The organism is Streptomyces sp. NPDC040610 (genome assembly GCF_055594065.1).
In genome coordinates this window covers 1,355,022-1,371,105 of record NZ_JBVIXA010000001.1, presented here as the reverse complement: position 1 = coordinate 1,371,105, position 16,084 = coordinate 1,355,022, and the positions used below count along the sequence as shown (strand labels likewise).

Below are 16,084 nucleotides of genomic sequence, written 5' to 3'. Positions count from 1 at the left end.
GGGCCCGTTTGCCGGATCTCACCGGAACGGGCCCCGCCGGTGTGTGTGTTCGCCCACAATTGCGTGCATGAGCGCGGAGGCGGCGGCGGTACGGCTGGGCAGCACGGTGGCGACGAGGGCGGTGCGACTGTGGCTCGCCCCCAGGGAGCGCGAGCAGCAGGCCCAGTCGTCCATGAGCGAGCTGATCCGGGTGCGGGTGCCCGGCCTGCGGGCGCGGCGCGGTGTGGAGCGGCAGTTCGAGCAGATCGCGGACGCCGTCGCCGGGCGCGTGCAGCCCCTCCTTGAGCACGAGTTCCGCGGGCTCACGGACCACGGCCGCGAGGCGGTGCTCACGGCGGTCACCGACGCCTTCGTCCGCGCCGACCTCTCCGACGAGGCCGTGCTCGGATCGGACGCGGACCCGGCCGAGCTGACCCGGCGGGTGCGCGCGGCGGTGCCGGTGCCCGACGGCTTCTCCGAGGTGGAGACCCGGTTCCACGAGATCGTGCTCGCCGAGTGCTGCGACTGCTACGTCCGGGTGCTGCGCAGGCTGCCGGTGTTCACCGAGCGCGCCGTCACCGACCTCCTCGCCCGGTCGACCTCGCTCGCCGACGAACTCCAGAAGATCCTCGAACGCCTCCCGGCCCGCTCCCTGTACGCGCCGCAGGGCACCGGCGAGGACGAGGCGTTCCGCAATCAGTACCTGAGCCTGGTGAGCAAGTCCCTGGACGAGATCGAGCTGTTCGGCCTCGGCCCGTCCGACCGCGCGCCGCGCACCAAGCTGTCGGTGGCGTACGTCAGCCTGCGCACTTCGGAGGACGGCGGGTCCCGTCGCCGGGACCGGCCGCGTCCCGCACTGCGGTCCGGCGCCCAGGACTGGGAGCCGCGGGAGGCCGAGCGGTCCTCCAGCATGCGGGTGGAGGCGGCGCTGCGGGACGCGCCCCGGGTGCTGCTGCGCGGCGAGGCCGGGTCCGGCAAGACGACGCTCCTGCAGTGGCTCGCGGTGACGGCGGCGCGCGGCGCCTTCACCGGGGACCTCGCCGGGTGGAACGGCCTGATCCCGGTCCTGGTCAAGCTGCGGCAGTACGCGGGGAGCCCGCCGCCCGCCCCGGAGGCGATGCTGGACCGGGTGGCGGGGCCGCTGACGGGGCTGATGCCGGCCGGGTGGATGCACCGGGCGTTCGCGGACGGGCGGGTGCTGCTCCTGGTGGACGGCGTCGACGAACTGCTCGCGGGTGAGCGGCGGGGCGTGCGGGAGTGGCTGCGCGGGCTGCTGCACCAGTATCCGGACTCCCGCGTCGTCGTGACGTCCCGTCCCGCCGCGGCCCGCAGCGACTGGCTGCGCGCCGAGGAGTTCACCGCGCTGCATCTGGCCCGGATGACCCCGGCCGACCTGACCTCCTTCATCCGCCAGTGGCACCAGGCGGTGCGGGACGGCTCCGGCCTGGCCTGCGCGGAGGAGGACCTGCCGCGCTACGAACGCTCTCTGGTGACCAACCTCCAGGACCGCCCGCACCTGCAGTCCCTGGCGACGAACCCGCTGCTCGCGGCGCTGCTCTGCGCACTGCACCTGGCGCGCCGGGGCCAGCTCCCCCGCAACCGCATGGAGCTGTACCGCATGACCCTCGAAGTCCTCGTGCAGCAGCGCGACAACGACCGGGGCGTGCTCAGCGAGCTGCCGGTGCCGCTGACGCTCACCGACAAGCTGTGCCTGCTGCGCGATCTGGCCTGGCGCCTGTCGGACAACAGCCGCACAGAGATCGCCGCGGAGCGGGCCGCGGGCCACGTCACCGCGAAGCTCGCCGCGATGCGGCATCTGGACGGCCTCGACGGGCCCGCCGTCCTGGACCATCTGCTGCACCGCTCCGGGGTGCTCCGCTCCCCCGCCGAGGGCCGTCTTGACTTCGTGCACCGGACGTTCCAGGAGTATCTGGCGGCGTACGAGGCGGCCGTGGAGGACCGGATCGGGAATCTGGTGGGGCGGGCGCACCTGGACCTGTGGCGCGAGACGGTGGTGATGGCGGCGGGCCACGCCAACCGCACCCAGCAGGAGGAGTTACTGGGCGGTGTCCTGGAGCGCGCCGAGCGCGAGCCCCGGCATTCGCGGGCGCTGCGCCTCGTCGCGGCCTCCTGCCAGGAGACGATGCCGTCGGTGCCGGACACCCTGGCGGTACGGCTCGACGAGGCCGTGGCGCGCCTGGTGCCGCCGCGGCGGAAGTCGGAGGTGGCGTCCCTGGCGGCGGTGGGGCCGCCGCTGCTGCGGCTGCTTCCCGAGACTCTGGCAGGGCTGAGCGACACGGCCGCGGCGGCGACCGTCGCGACGGCGGCGCAGATCGGCGGGGACGGGGCGCTGACCCATCTGGAGCGGTACGCGGGGGGTGTTCGGGTCGGCGTGGGACAGCATCTCCTCGACTCCTGGGAGTACTTCGACGCCGCCGCGTACGCGCGCACCGTGCTGCCGAAGCTGCCCCTGGGCGAGCTGATCGTGCACCTCAGCCATCCCGGGCAGTGGACGTACGCGACCGGGCTCGACCGGATCCGCTGGGTCGCCGTGGAGTACCCGATTCAGGACCTGGCCCGGATCGCCGAACTGCCCCCGCTGCGCGCCCTGTGGCTGGCCGCCGTGCGCGGCGAGGCCGACCTGTCCCTGCTCGGCGGGCGCCCCGACCTGGCGATCCTGTCCCTGGCGGGGCGTGGCCGCCTGCACCGCCTCGATGTGCTGCGGGAGTTCACCCGGCTCAGCATCCTGACGCTGCGCTTCCGGGACCTGCCCCCGCTCGCCGACGTGCCCCTGCCGCCGCAGCTGCGGCATCTGCGCCTCGGCGAGCTGCCCGCCGACTACGACCTGGGCCCGCTCGCCGACTGCGACCACCTGCGGCGGCTCACCCTGGCGGGCAAGGGCCGCCCGCGCGGCCTGGACGACGACGCCCTGCTGACCCAGCTGCGGGAGCTGGAGCTCACCGGCTACGACCTGCGGGACTGGGCGCCGCTGCGGGCGGGCCTCCCGCACCTCGCCCTGACCGTCGTGGAGTGCGTGCTGCCGTCCGGCCTGGAGTCCCGCACGGGGCTTGAGATCTGGCGGTGCGTGACCCCGGAGGGGCGGCCGCACCCTCTGAACGAGCCCTAGCCCCTGCCCTTAAGAAGCAACGGGAGAACCAACGCGCCCTGGAGACACGGGGCGCCCCGGAGACACGCGCGGGCCCCGTGCCCTCCCCGGGGATGTCCGGGGAGGGCACGGGGCCCGTCGCTCACGCCGGGGACGCTCAGCCCTGCCAGCTGTGCGGCGCGCGGAAGCCCGGGGTGCGCTCCAGGCGGCGCCAGCCGGCCTTGTCGCGGCCGCGGTGGACGGGGGCGTCGGTGGGCTGCGCGGCGGCGCGGGCGAGCAGGATCGCGGTGAGGGCCGCGACCTCCTCGGGCTCGGCGTGGCCCTTCTCGACACGGATGTCGGGAGTGCTCATTGCAGTGTGCTCCTTGTGGGAACTGCGGCGGACGGAAAAGGTCTGGGGTGCGCCGCTACTGCGGCGGGTTGCCGTGCTTGCGCGAGGGCAGGTCGGCGTGCTTGTTGCGGAGCATCGCGAGGGAGTTGATCAGCACGGCACGGGTCTCGGCCGGGTCGATCACGTCGTCGACGAGTCCGCGCTCGGCGGCGTAGTACGGGTGCATCAGCTCGGCCTTGTACTCCTTGACCATGCGGGCGCGCATGGCCTCGGGGTCCTCGGCGGCGGCGATCTGACGGCGGAAGATGACGTTGGCCGCGCCCTCGGCGCCCATGACGGCGATCTCGTTGGTGGGCCAGGCGTAGGTCAGGTCGGCGCCGATGGACTGGCTGTCCATGACGATGTACGCGCCGCCGTAGGCCTTGCGCAGGATCAGGGAGATCCGGGGCACGGTCGCGTTGCAGTACGCGTACAGCAGCTTGGCGCCGTGGCGGATGATGCCGCCGTGCTCCTGGTCGACGCCGGGCAGGAAGCCGGGGACGTCGAGGAGCGTGACGATCGGGATGTTGAAGGCGTCGCACATCTGGACGAAGCGGGCCGCCTTCTCGGAGGCCTCGATGTCCAGGACGCCCGCGAGGGACTGCGGCTGGTTGGCGACGATGCCGACGACCTGGCCGTCGAGGCGGGCGAGGGCGCAGATGATGTTGCGCGCCCAGCGCTCGTGGACCTCCAGGTAGTCGCCGTCGTCGACGAGTTCCTCGATGACCTTCGTCATGTCGTACGGCCGGTTGCCGTCGGCGGGGACCAGGTCGAGGAGGACGTCGCTGCGGCGCTCGACGGGGTCGTCGGAGGGCGCCACCGGCGGGTTCTCGCGGTTGTTCTGCGGGAGCATCGCGATCAGGTAGCGGACCTCGGCGAGGCAGGTCTCCTCGTCGTCGTACGCGAAGTGACAGACGCCCGAGGTCTCGGCGTGCACGTCCGCGCCGCCCAGGCCGTTCTGGGAGATCTCCTCGCCGGTCACCGCGCGGACCACGTCGGGTCCGGTGATGAACATCTGCGAGGTGTCGCGGACCATGAACACGAAGTCGGTCAGGGCGGGGCTGTAGGCCGCGCCGCCCGCGCACGGGCCGAGCATCACCGAGATCTGCGGGATGACACCCGAGGCCTTGGTGTTGCGCTGGAAGATGCCGCCGTACCCGGCGAGGGCGGAGACGCCCTCCTGGATGCGGGCGCCCGCGCCGTCGTTCAGGGAGACGAGGGGCGCGCCGGCCGCGATGGCCATGTCCATGATCTTGTGGATCTTGGTGGCGTGCGCCTCGCCGAGGGCACCGCCGAAGATCCGGAAGTCGTGGGCGTACACGAAGACCGTGCGGCCCTCGACCGTGCCCCAGCCGGTGATGACACCGTCGGTGTACGGCTTCTTGGCCTCCAGGCCGAAGCCCTGGGCCCGGTGCCGCCGCAGCTGCTCGACCTCCTGGAACGACCCCTCGTCGAGGAGGAGCGCGATCCGCTCCCGTGCCGTCAGCTTGCCCTTGGCGTGCTGCGCCTCGGTCGCCTTCTCACTGGGTCCCGCCAGCGCCTGCGCGCGGATCTCGGCCAACTCGGCCACTCGGCCCCGCGCGTCGGTGGGCTCCCCCGCCGAAGATCCAGCTTCGTCCAAAACGGTCATGCTCTCGACCTTACGAAGGACACGAGGGAAAACGGACCGTCGACTCTGCACAGTCTCCGGACCGTTTTCCTGGCACCCCCGAACAGAAGCGCGCCGGGGTGCAGCCGAAGTGACTGCTCAGAGGCCCATTCGGCTGTAGGGATTCCACAACCGCCGAGAGTGAGACTCAGGTCACACTCGGAGCTGGAGCGGGCCGCCGCGGACGCGCTGCGCAGTCGCGGGTCACGGCCCGTGACGGTCGCCGCAGGACGTCGGCGGGAAGGCCCGCGCGGGCGCGCGGCACCCTTGCGGCCGGCGAAGGGTAGCGGCCCGGGCTGACAGCTCGCTGAATTGGCGGGGCCCGACAACCGGCGGGCGGTCGCACATGGCCCGTGCGGGGGCCGTCGGAGCGCTCTCCGCGCCCTTGGGCGGCGTCCCCCGCAGGCCCATGCAGGCCCGCCCAGACCCCCCTCAGGCCCGGTGGATCACGATGTCCCCGGTCCCCGTGCGCCCCCGCACCTGGACCGTCTCGCCGGAGTCGCCGGGCCCCTCGGAGGAGCCGAGGGCCTGCCGCACGGTCCCGGCCTTGGTGCGGACATCGAGCCAGGCGGCGGTGCCCTCGCGGACGCCGACGTCGATGCGGCCCATGCCGGTCTCCACGACGATGTCGCCGCGCACGACCTCGCCGACCGCGACGGCGCCGTTGGCCGTCCTGATGGTGACGTCGGAGAGCGCGTGGCCGACGGTGATGGTGCCGTTGGCCGCCTTCACGCGCAGGTCACCGACGACCTCGCCGACCTCCGTCGGGCCGTTGGAGTTCTTGATGACGGCGGCGCCGCCGATCTCGCCGAGCCGGACCCCGCCGGACGCGGTGGTGACGTCGACGGGACCTTCCGCGCGGTCGACCACGACCTGGCCGTACCCCGTGTGGAGCCGCGCCGAGCCGACCCACTCGACCCGGACGTCCCCGGCCGAGGTCTTCACCTCGCACTCCCCGAGCCGCCCGGTCGCGCCGACGTCGGCCATGGACGTGGTGACGTCCAGGTGCGAGCCCTCCGGGAGCGCGATCTCCACGTCGACGGACGAGCCCCGGCCGAAGAGCGAGCGCTCCTTGGGACCCTTCACCAGGAGCCGTCCGTTCGCGTACTCGACCCGGGTGCGCTCGGCGGCGCGCACGTCGGCCGGGCGCGACTCGGTGCTGGGGCGCACGTCGACGACGGTGTCGGCGCGGTCCGAGGCGGTGATCCGCACTGTCCCGACCTCCAGGATCACCGAGGCGTAGACGGGCTTGGCGGTGTCGAAGGTTGGCATGGGGCTGTCCTCATCCTGATCCTGATGGGTCGTCCGGCCTTGCGTCCGGACGCGTCGTGCGGGCCTGACCGGCGGAGGGCCGGCGGGGCGGAGCCGCTAACGCGCCCAGCCCGTATAGCTGTTGCCCGCGCCCTGGGGGCCGCGGGGCGTGGGCTGGTGGGCCGGGTCGCCCTGCTTGAGCGCGTCGGCGACGGTGCGGACCAGCCAGGCGTTGACCGACAGGCTCTCGGCGGCCGCGGCCTCCTCGGCCTGGGCCTTGAGGTGCATCGGCAGCCGGAGGTTGATGCGGGCCGTGCCGCCCTCCTCCGGCTCGGGCACGGGCACGGGGGCCGGGGCGGCGGGCCGGGGGGCGCGCAGGTCCATGGGCGTCGCGTCGAAGCCCTCGCCCGCCGGGGCGGGCGTCACCACGAAGTCCGGATCGCCCCCACGCAGACGCACGTCGACCGAGCCCGGGGCCAGGTCTCGGGTAATCTCGTCCATGGCCGCGGACAGCACATTCAGCATGGTGAGCCGGGTGGCCGACTCCAGCGGCGCGATCAGACGCTCGGCGATCGCGCGAGCGTCCTCACCCCCGGCCTCTGCGGCGACCGCGAGCTCCTGCCGGAGTTGATCGACATACGGCGTGAGATTCATGGCACCATTCTGGCACCACAATGGCGCCATGGCAACTTCTTAACGTCTCAAAACCGCCATCCTCCCCGGCCCGCGACGGCGCCACCCCCTGGCGAACTCCGCCATTCGGCCCCACTTCTTCACACTCGACGCGCAATCGCCTCGACACGCTCCGCTTGATGTTGAATATTGAACTGAGTAGCGTTACAGTCAATCTCGTTGAACACTCAACTACTCACGGCCGTGGTTCAGCACCCCCCGAAGACCCGGAGCCCGGCCCGTCCCCCGAGGAGCACGTCATGGGAATCTTCAGCCGCAAGGACGACAACGCCACCCCCGCGACCGCCGAGGCCGCCCCGGAGCTCGGCGCGCTGACGGGTGAGTACACGCTCGACCCGGCGCACACGTCGATCGGCTTCGTCGCCCGGCACGCGATGGTCACCAACGTCAAGGGCTCCTTCAAGGAGTTCAGCGGCACGCTGCACCTGGACGGCGCCGACCCGGCCGCGTCCACGGCCGCCCTCGACGTCACGATGGACAGCATCGACACCGGCAACGCGGACCGCGACGGCCACCTGAAGAGCGCCGACTTCTTCAAGACCGACGAGTTCCCGCGGATGACCTTCCGCTCCACCAAGGCGGAGGCCCTCGGCGGCGACGACTACCGCATCACCGGCGACCTCACGATCCTCGGCACCACCAGGCCGCTGACCATCGACCTGGAGTTCAACGGCGCCGCGAAGGACCCGTTCGGCAACGAGCGCGTCGGCTTCGAGGGCAAGGCGGAGATCCTGCGCTCGGAGTGGGGCCTGACCTGGAACGCGGCCCTGGAGACCGGCGGCGTGCTCGTCTCCGACAAGATCAAGCTCAACTTCGACATCTCGGCGATCAAGAACGCCGCGTAACGCCCGGCCGCCGGACGCGGCGGCGCGGTACCGTGCGGCGGTGTCCGAGTTCCTGTCCCAACTGCCCGCCCTCATAGGCGTGGTGATCGGCGCCATGGGGTCGTACGTCGCCGTGATGCGCGGCGAGCGGGTCCGTTTCCGGCGCGAGCGCGAGGCCCGCTGGGAAGAGCGGCGCCTCGCGGTCTACACCGAGTACGCCCGCGTGCTGAAGCAGACCGTCACGCTCACCTACCGGATCGCCGCGCACCAGGGCAACGACCCGCACCCGCACCCCCTGTCCGCCGAGGAGGGCGAGCCGCACCTCGCCGAGGCCGCCGACGCGCGCGACCCGGCGGGCGAGGCGCTGCTCCTGCTCGGCTCGGCGCGGGTGGTGGAGCGGGCCCGGGTGTGGGTGATCGTCGTGATCGAGATGGAGCGGTTCCTGCGCACGGGCGCCCACGACCCGGAGGCCTGGCAGGACCTCCTCGACCGCCAGCGGACGGCCCGCGAGGGCTACTACGCGGCGGTGCGGGAGGACTTGGGGCTGCCGCCCGGCCACTCGGGCCGGTGGGAACTGCCCGGACTCAGGCCGCCGGTCGGCTGACCCGCACGGGGCGTGGCGCGCGGCCGAGCCGACCCGCACCCGACGTGGCCACCCCCTCGGCCCGCCCTCACCCGGCCCGGCGCGCCGCCGCGGCCGACGTGTGCTCCAGGATCGCCGTCACCAGCGGGCCCTGTACGGCCGGTGGCAGCGCGTGGCCCATGCCCGGGATCTCCACCAGGCGGGCGTTGGCCACGACCTGGGCGAGGTGCTGCGGGTGCGGCGGCGGGAAGACCGGCTCGGCGGGGGCCACGGTCACCAGGACCGGGACCTCGTTCCGCGCGAGCTGCGCCGTCCGCAGCATCCCCGAGTCGTCCGCGAGGCCGTGCACCATCGACGCCTTGTACGTGCCCGTGTGCACCACGACGCGCCGCTCCAGATCGCGGAAGTACCCCTCGTCGAAGGGGAGTTGATCGCCGCCGAGCACCCGCCAGTGCTCCACGCGGCGGTCCAGCTCGGCCTCGAGGCCCTGGTCCTCGACGGGGCGCGCCCACATGTCGAGGACCTCGGGGAAGATCGGGGGCAGCTCGTCCACCGGCGTGGACGTGCCGTCCGGCGCGACGTAAGGATCGGTGCTCAGGGCGCACGTGCCCATGAGCGTCGCGCTCAGGACGCGGTCCGGGTGGTCGGCGAGGACCAGCTGGGTCAGCATGCCGCCGAGGGAGAGTCCGACCACGTGCGCCCGCGGGATCTCCAGGGCGTCCAGGACGGCGACCGCGTCCTGCGCCAAGTCCACTATGCGGTAGGGATGTTCGTCGTACGCCGTCGTCGAGCGGCCCGTGTCGCGGTGGTCGTAGCGGATCACGTGGTGGCGCTCGGCCAGGGCGTCCACCATCTCCTCCGGCCAGCCGACACCGGCGGCCGCGGCGCCCATGACCAGGAGCAGGGGCGGGGCGTCGGGCGAGCCGCGGCGCTCGGTCCACAGGCGCACTCCGGGGGCCGCGTCGACGTACTGCTCGGTGGCGGGGTGGTGCATCGGGGCCTCCCGGAATCGGTGGTGCGGGGCCGCGGGCAGGGGGTGCCGCCACGTCGACCGCTTCTTGACGATACGTATCGTCTCGTTAGACGGGGTCTCGCGTCAAGCCGGAAGGGCGTGCCGCCCGCGGCATGGCCGGTCCGTCGAAGCCGTGAACGCGTGGTCAGCCGAAGCCGTTGCGGTCCAGCCAGAAGGCGAGGAGGGCCGCGTCGCCCGTGACCTCGGTGGCGGGGCCCCCGGGTGGGCGGCGGCGGTAGAGAGTGAGGACGAGTTCGGCGAGGGGGCCGGTGACGGTCACGTCGGGTGCGCCGGGCTCGTCGTCCGTGCGGCGCCAGGCGAGCGCGTCGCCCCTGAGGGCGACCAGCCAGTCGGCCCCGGACGCGGGCGTGGCGTCCGTCGCCCGGAAGCGCAGGGTGCTCCCCCGCGCGAGCAGTTCGCGCTTCTCCGGGTGGAACCGGAGCTGCAGCGGATGGGTGCCGAGCTCCAGCCACTCGTCGAGGGCGTCCACGGCGACGGCCTCGTCCGTGACGGTGAAGTCGATGCCGAGGGCGAGCGCCGCGTCGGCCCGGTGGACCAGGGACTCGTGCGCGAAGCGGCGGGCGAAGAAGCCGGACGTCTCGCCCGGCAGCGGGGTCCACACCGGGGCGTCCGGGCCCGCGGCGCGCAGGGCGTCGGCGAGGCCGGCGGCGCTCTCGCGCAGCCAGGGGGCGAGGACGGCCGGGTCCTCGCCGACGTACGCCGTGAGGTCGCGCATCTCCGTGTCCGGGGGCGGTGCCGAGGCGCGGGTGCGGATCGTCGTCTCCGCCCAGCGGTAGCCGTGGCCCAGGTGCCGGACCAGTTGGTTCACCGTCCAGCCCGGACAGGAGGGGACCGGGGTCGACAGGTCGGCGTCCTTGAGGTGGGTGGCCAACTGGTCGGCCTGCACGGTGATCTGGTCGCAGTTGCGGGGGTGGCCGAGGCGGCCGTGGCTCAGCTTCGACATGGGGCCACCGTAGGCCCGGGCACCGACAGCGGCCCCGGAGGAAATGAGTGGTTTTGCCACGTACCCGGCGTTAGCCTCGGCCCCGATGAAACAGCGACAGCAGAAGAAGCTCTCCCGGCAGCTCTTCGAGGCCATCTGGCAGGACACCCCCACCGTCGCGCGGTCCCTGCTGCGGGCCGGCGCCGACCCGGAGCGCCGCGACCGCGAGGGGGTCACCCCGCTGTACGAGGCGTCCGTGGGCGGTCGAGCCGCGATCGTCCGCCTGCTCCTGGCCGCCGGGGCCGCCCCCGACACCGAGAGCCTCGGATTCGGCGTCGGCGCGGACGGCACGCCGTTGTGCGCGGCCGCCTGCTGGGGGCACACCGAGACCGTGCGGGCACTCCTCGCGCACGGTGCCGACCCGATCCTCCGCGAGGGCCACGGCACGGGCTGGTCCCCGCTGCGCTGGGCGCACCACGGCCCCCACCCCGGGACGGCCGCCCTCCTCGTGGCGGCGGGCGCGACCCGGGCCTAGGGGCCTGTCCGGCGGGTCGGCGTGGCATCGCGGCGCCCCCCTCGGACCGGCCCGGACCGGCTGGCACCGGCTCGCACCGGCCTGGGGCACGCCCGACGGGTCCGCCCTAGAACCCGCCCCCGAAGTCCCCGCCCCCACCGAAGCCCCCACCGCCGAAGTCCCCGCCCCCGAAGTCCCCGGACGAGAAGTCCGCGCCGGACACGTCGCCGCCCTCGTAGCCGCCCCCGCCGAAGTCCCCGTACCCGGCGCCGTAGCTCGCCGCGTACGCGGGGCTCGCCATCATGGAGCCGAGCATCGTGCCGACGAGCAGGCCCGGGAGCAGGCCGCCGCCGAAGTAGCCGCCCGCCCAGGGGCCGTAGGCGGGTCCGGCCTCCCAGTAGGGCCGTCGTTCGCCGGAGTCGGTGGTCACGGTGCGTGCCATCGGGTCGTCGCCGTCGGCGAGGCGCACCGCGTCGGCGGCGCACACCGGGACCTCGCGGGTCGCGCCCCCGTCGGGGGTCCACTCGGCGTCCTTCACGGAGGGCCCGTGCCGTGGGTCGAAGAAGCAGGGGGCCCGGCGCTCGGGCAGGGGGCGGCCCTCCCGCCGGGCGGCGAGCAGGGCCAGCGAGAACCGGCCGTCCTCCAGGGCCTGGGTGACGGCCCGCACCTGCTCGGGGCGCTCCGCCGACGCCATGAACGACTTGGCCTTCTCATAGGCGTCCAGGGAGCGTTCGTAGTCCGCGCGCATGGCGTCGTCCGCGCCCGCCTCCGCCGGGTGGAAGTCGAGCCGGTCCAGCTCCTCGCCGAAGGCGGTGATGTCCTCGTCGACGACGACGCGCAGCTTGTCCAGGGCCGCGCGCTGCTCGTCCTCGCGGGCGCGGCGCTTGCGGCGGGCGAGGGCGTAGGCGCCCGCGCCGCCCGCGACCACCACCGCGCCGACGCCGATCAGCGCGCCCACGGGCACCCCGTCGTCGCCGCCCGACGCGCTGCCCCAGGACGCGGGGGCCGAGCCCGACACCTGCGGAAGGGCCTGGTCGACGAAGTCGTTGAGCTGGGACTTCGCGTCCTCGCCCTGGACCAGGGCGGACAGGTTGCCGACGGCGTTCTTCGAGAGCACGGAGCCGTCGGCCTTCGCGTCGAAGCGGTCGCCGAGGCGGACGGCGTACACGCCGGTGACGCCGGTGGCGGTGCGCAGGTCGCGGAAGAGGTCGTCGCGGCCGGGGAACGAGGCGGGGAGCACCGCGACGAACACCGGCTTGTCGGCCTTCTTGATCTTGTCGGCGAGGGCGTCCGCGTCGGCGGCGGAGAGCTGCGAGGCGGCGGCCTCGTCGACGTACACCGGGTTCTTCTTCAAGGCGTCGGCCACCGCCTGGACGTCCGTCGCGGCCTGGGCTCCGGGCGCCGTCGTGAGCGTGGCGCCGAGGGCCAGGAGCAGTCCGGACAGGATCAGGGTCAGCCGCGACGCCGTCTGCCTGGTGGGCCTCATACTTCACGCTAACTCCTCCACGGCCGGAACGTTCCCTCCGTTCGGCGCGGAAAGCGCTCACCGCGTTCGGCTCCCGAAGTCTTGACGGGCCCTTGGGGCAGCAGTTAACTCACGCCTTGAACTAAGGCATGACGTAGGCATGACATCCGCCATGGCTCCCGGCCCGACCCCACGAAGGGCGGAGAACGTCCCATGCGCAGACCCTCCACATCCCGCCGCCTCGCCCGCTTACTGACCGCCGGGCTCCTCACCACCGCCGGGCTCACCGGCCTCGGCGTCTCCTCCGCCGAGGCGGCGGGCGAGCAGGTCTCCATCTGGCTGACCACGACGGACGACAGCGGCGGCCGGCACGTCACCCGGGGCCTGCAGCCGCAGACCCCGATCGCCTTCCAGCCCGGCACGGGCGGCGGCGGTACGAACATCACCGTCGACGAGAACACCCGCTACCAGACCTTCACCGGCGGCGGCGCCTCCTTCACCGACACCGCGGCCTGGCTGATGGACGGCAGCGGGGCGCTCACCCAGGCCAAGCGCGACGAGACGATGCGCAAGCTGTTCTCGCCGACCGAGGGCATCGGGCTCTCCTACCTCCGCAACCCCATGGGCGGCTCCGACCTCGCCCGCTTCGGCTACACCTACGACGACGTGCCCGCCGGGCAGACCGACCCGGGCCTCGCCCGCTTCTCCCTCGCCCACGACCTCCAGGACGTGCTGCCGCTCACCAAGCAGGCCAAGCAGCTCAACCCGAGGCTGACGACGGTGGCGTCGCCGTGGACGGCCCCGGCCTGGATGAAGGACAGCGGGCAGCTCAACGGCGGCTGGCTGAAGGCGGAGTACTACGGGACGTACGCCCAGTACTTCGTGAAGTACCTCCAGGCCTGGCGCGACAACGGCGTGCCCGTCGACTACGTCACCGCGCAGAACGAGCCGACCTGCTGCAACGGCTACCCGTCGATGAGCTGGAACGGCAACGGACTCGCGTACTTCACGAAGAACGAGCTGCTTCCCAAGCTCGCGGGCGCGGGCCTGGCCACCAAGGTCCTCGCGCACGACTGGAACTGGGACACCTACGACGCGTACGCCGCCCAGACCGTCGACGACGCGGCGGTGCGCGCGCACCCCAACTTCGGCGGCATCGCCTGGCACGGCTACGGCGGCAACGTGTCGAAGCAGACCGAGATCCACAACAAGTACCCGCAGCTCGACGCCTTCCAGACGGAGCTCCCCCAAGCTCTTAAAGAGCAGGAAGGTACCCCCTTGGCGGGACCTGGATCGGCAATCAGCAGCGCGAGGACATGATGAACATCATCGACTACACCCGGAACTGGGCGAAGTCGGTGACGAAGTGGTCCCTCGCCGTGGACCAGAACCGCGGTCCGCACAACGGCGGCTGCGGCACCTGCGACGGGCTGATCACCGTGCACAACGGCGACGGGCGGCACGGGCAGGTCGACTACACCGTCGAGTACTGCACGATGGGGCACCTGACGAAGTTCGTGCAGCCCGGTGCCGCCCGCGTCTCCTCCACCGCCAGTTCGGACGTGCCGAACGTGGCGTGGCGGAACACCGACGGCACGAAGGCCCTGATCGCCTACAACGACTCCGCGTCGGCGCGGACGGTCACCGTCAACTGGGGCGGCCAGCACGCGACTTACTCGCTGCCGGGCAAGACGTCGGCGACGTTCACCTGGAAGAGCTGACGGCACCCCGCCGACCGGGCGGGGTGCCGGGGCCGGGTCGGGCCGCGCCGGACTACTCGGTCGGCTCGACCCCGGCCCGCAGCAGGCCGTAGGTGACCGCGTCCTCCAGGGCCTGCCACGACGCGGCGATGACGTTCTCCGCGACGCCGACCGTGGACCACTCGCCGTCGCCGTCGGTCGTGGAGATCAGCACCCGGGTCGTGGAGGACGTGCCGTGCTTGCCCTCCAGGATGCGGACCTTGTAGTCCACCAGCTCCAGCTTGGCCAGCTGCGGGTAGATCCGCTCCAGGCCCACGCGCAGCGCCCGGTCCAGGGCGTTGACCGGGCCGTTGCCCTCCGCCGTCGCGACGATCCGCTCGCCCTTGGCCCACACCTTCACGGTGGCCTCGTTGGCGTGCGTGCCGTCGGGGCGGTCCTCGGTGATGGCGCGCCAGGACTCCGTGCGGAAGTAGCGCCGGGAGCGGCCCTCGGCCTCCTCGCGAAGGAGCAGTTCGAAGGACGCGTCGGCGGCCTCGTAGGTGTAGCCCGCGAGTTCGCGCTCCTTGACGCGGTCCACGACCCGGCCGATCAGCTCGCGGTCGCCGCCGAGGTCGACGCCGAGCTCCTTGCCCTTGAGCTCGATGGAGGCGCGCCCCGCCATGTCGGAGACCAGCATCCGGATGCGGTTGCCGACGAGTTCGGGGTCGATGTGCTGGTACAGGTCCGGGTCGACCTTGATCGCGGAGGCGTGCAGGCCCGCCTTGTGGGCGAACGCGGAGACGCCGACGTAGGGCTGGTGGGTGGACGGGGTGAGGTTCACGACCTCGGCGATGGCGTGCGAGACCCGGGTCGTCTCGCGCAGCGCGCCCTCGGGAAGGACCCGCTTGCCGTACTTCAGCTCCAGGGCGGCGACGACCGGGAACAGATTGGCGTTGCCGACCCGCTCGCCGTAGCCGTTGGCCGTGCACTGCACGTGCGTCGCGCCCGCGTCGACGGCCGCGAGGGTGTTGGCGACCGCGCAGCCCGTGTCGTCCTGGGCGTGGATGCCGAGCCGGGCGCCGGTGTCGGCGGCGACGGTGGCCACGACGGCCTGGACCTGGGCGGGGAGCATGCCGCCGTTGGTGTCGCACAGCACGACGACGTCCGCGCCCGCCTCGGCCGCCGCGCGGACGACCGCCTTCGCGTACTCGGGGTTCGCGCGGTAGCCGTCGAAGAAGTGCTCGCAGTCGACGAAGACGCGGCGGCCCTCGGCGCGCAGGTGCGAGACGGTGTCGCGGATCATCTCCACGTTCTCGTCGAGCGTGGTGCGCAGGGCCAGCTCGACATGCCGGTCATGGGCCTTGGCGACGAGCGTCACGACCGGGGCGCCGGACGCGAGCAGCGCCTTGACCTGCGGGTCCTCGGCGGCCTTCGCGCCGGGGCGGCGGGTGGCGCCGAACGCGACGAGCTGGGCGTTCTTGAAGGTGATCTCCGCCTGCGCGCGGGCGAAGAACTCGGTGTCGCGCGGGTTGGCGCCGGGCCAGCCGCCTTCGATGAAGCCCACGCCGAAGTCGTCCAGATGCCGGGCGATGGTCAGCTTGTCCGCGACGGTCAGATTGATGCCCTCGCGCTGCGCGCCGTCGCGCAGCGTGGTGTCGAACACGTGGAAGGAATCGTCGGGCACAGGTGAGGAATCGTCGGGCTTGCTGGTTTCCGTCATGCTGTCTGGCTCCTGTGTCGGATGTCGGTCTACCGGGAGGACCGGCTCCACCACCTCCATGATCCCTCGCGCCCCGTTTGCCGACTGCGGGTGGGCCGGAAAACGAAAAGACCCCTCGCGGGTGCGAGAGGTCTGCGCGCGGGTCGAGGACGACGGTGTCCGCTCTGTACGTGTTGTGTACGGGGCGGTCACTGCGGACCGGCGCGCTTGCTGCCAATAATCATGGCGAACATGAGCATGTCCGGCAGAGTGCCACAAGTCCTGTGGCACCCGCCTCGCTGTCTCACTATGCGGTCC

At 72.8% G+C, this 16,084-nt stretch carries 12 protein-coding genes and 1 pseudogene; 5 read left to right on the top strand and 8 right to left on the bottom strand.

The features are described from left to right. The first annotated feature begins 67 nt into the window (after positions 1-67). A complete protein-coding gene (locus ACZ6AA_RS06065; RefSeq protein ID WP_471456471.1) occupies positions 68-3,106 on the top strand; it encodes an NACHT domain-containing protein in 3,039 nt (1,012 codons plus the stop codon). 136 nt (positions 3,107-3,242) lie between these two features. Here ACZ6AA_RS06065 and ACZ6AA_RS06060 read toward each other — a convergent pair whose 3' ends face one another. The 4 genes from ACZ6AA_RS06060 to ACZ6AA_RS06045 all read right to left on the bottom strand — a co-directional run bounded on the left by ACZ6AA_RS06060 (position 3,243) and on the right by ACZ6AA_RS06045 (position 7,008). After that, positions 3,243-3,437 (bottom strand): acyl-CoA carboxylase subunit epsilon, encoded by a 195-nt coding sequence (locus tag ACZ6AA_RS06060; protein WP_468452020.1) that lies wholly within the window; start codon positions 3,435-3,437, stop codon positions 3,243-3,245. A 55-nt stretch (positions 3,438-3,492) separates the two neighbouring features. Then, positions 3,493-5,085 (bottom strand): acyl-CoA carboxylase subunit beta, encoded by a 1,593-nt coding sequence (locus ACZ6AA_RS06055; RefSeq protein WP_190119839.1) that lies wholly within the window; start codon positions 5,083-5,085, stop codon positions 3,493-3,495. Between the two features lie 450 nt (positions 5,086-5,535). Next, positions 5,536-6,375: a DUF4097 family beta strand repeat-containing protein gene (locus tag ACZ6AA_RS06050; RefSeq protein WP_468481958.1), complete on the bottom strand. Its 840-nt coding sequence runs from the start codon at positions 6,373-6,375 to the stop codon at positions 5,536-5,538. Positions 6,376-6,471: 96 nt separating this feature from the next. Beyond that, positions 6,472-7,008 carry a toxin-antitoxin system HicB family antitoxin gene (locus ACZ6AA_RS06045; protein WP_468452024.1) on the bottom strand — a complete coding sequence of 179 codons (537 nt, stop codon included), beginning with the start codon at positions 7,006-7,008 and terminating at the stop codon, positions 6,472-6,474. Between the two features lie 278 nt (positions 7,009-7,286). Between ACZ6AA_RS06045 and ACZ6AA_RS06040 the strand changes: the two genes are divergently transcribed. Together ACZ6AA_RS06040 and ACZ6AA_RS06035 are read left to right on the top strand one after the other, a co-directional pair. Continuing rightward, positions 7,287-7,892 carry a YceI family protein gene (locus ACZ6AA_RS06040; RefSeq protein WP_468452026.1) on the top strand — a complete coding sequence of 202 codons (606 nt, stop codon included), beginning with the start codon at positions 7,287-7,289 and terminating at the stop codon, positions 7,890-7,892. Between the two features lie 40 nt (positions 7,893-7,932). Then, the gene (locus tag ACZ6AA_RS06035; protein WP_468452028.1) at positions 7,933-8,475 is read left to right on the top strand and encodes a hypothetical protein; all 543 of its coding nucleotides are present in this window, start codon (positions 7,933-7,935) and stop codon (positions 8,473-8,475) included. 67 nt (positions 8,476-8,542) lie between these two features. On the opposite strand, the gene ACZ6AA_RS06030 is transcribed toward ACZ6AA_RS06035, so the two are convergent. Then, on the bottom strand, positions 8,543-9,448 hold the full coding sequence (locus ACZ6AA_RS06030) for an alpha/beta fold hydrolase (RefSeq protein WP_468452030.1): 906 nt from the start codon (positions 9,446-9,448) through the stop codon (positions 8,543-8,545). Between the two features lie 163 nt (positions 9,449-9,611). After that, positions 9,612-10,430, bottom strand: a complete 819-nt coding sequence (locus ACZ6AA_RS06025; RefSeq protein ID WP_471456468.1) for a maleylpyruvate isomerase family mycothiol-dependent enzyme — start codon at positions 10,428-10,430, stop codon at positions 9,612-9,614. Positions 10,431-10,515: 85 nt separating this feature from the next. Between ACZ6AA_RS06025 and ACZ6AA_RS06020 the strand changes: the two genes are divergently transcribed. Then, positions 10,516-10,944, top strand: a complete 429-nt coding sequence (locus tag ACZ6AA_RS06020) for an ankyrin repeat domain-containing protein (RefSeq protein WP_471456466.1) — start codon at positions 10,516-10,518, stop codon at positions 10,942-10,944. A gap of 106 nt (positions 10,945-11,050) precedes the next feature. Here ACZ6AA_RS06020 and ACZ6AA_RS06015 read toward each other — a convergent pair whose 3' ends face one another. Continuing rightward, complete coding sequence (locus tag ACZ6AA_RS06015) at positions 11,051-12,409, bottom strand: hypothetical protein (RefSeq protein WP_468452036.1); 1,359 nt, start codon at positions 12,407-12,409, stop codon at positions 11,051-11,053. A gap of 192 nt (positions 12,410-12,601) precedes the next feature. On the opposite strand from ACZ6AA_RS06015, the pseudogene ACZ6AA_RS06010 reads away from it, so the two are divergent. Then, positions 12,602-14,100, top strand: a pseudogene (locus ACZ6AA_RS06010) (glycoside hydrolase family 30 protein); the annotation flags it as partial. Between the two features lie 61 nt (positions 14,101-14,161). On the opposite strand, the gene cimA reads toward ACZ6AA_RS06010, so the two are convergent. After that, positions 14,162-15,787 carry a citramalate synthase gene (gene cimA, locus ACZ6AA_RS06005; RefSeq protein ID WP_468452038.1) on the bottom strand — a complete coding sequence of 542 codons (1,626 nt, stop codon included), beginning with the start codon at positions 15,785-15,787 and terminating at the stop codon, positions 14,162-14,164. Positions 15,788-16,084 lie beyond the last annotated feature (297 nt).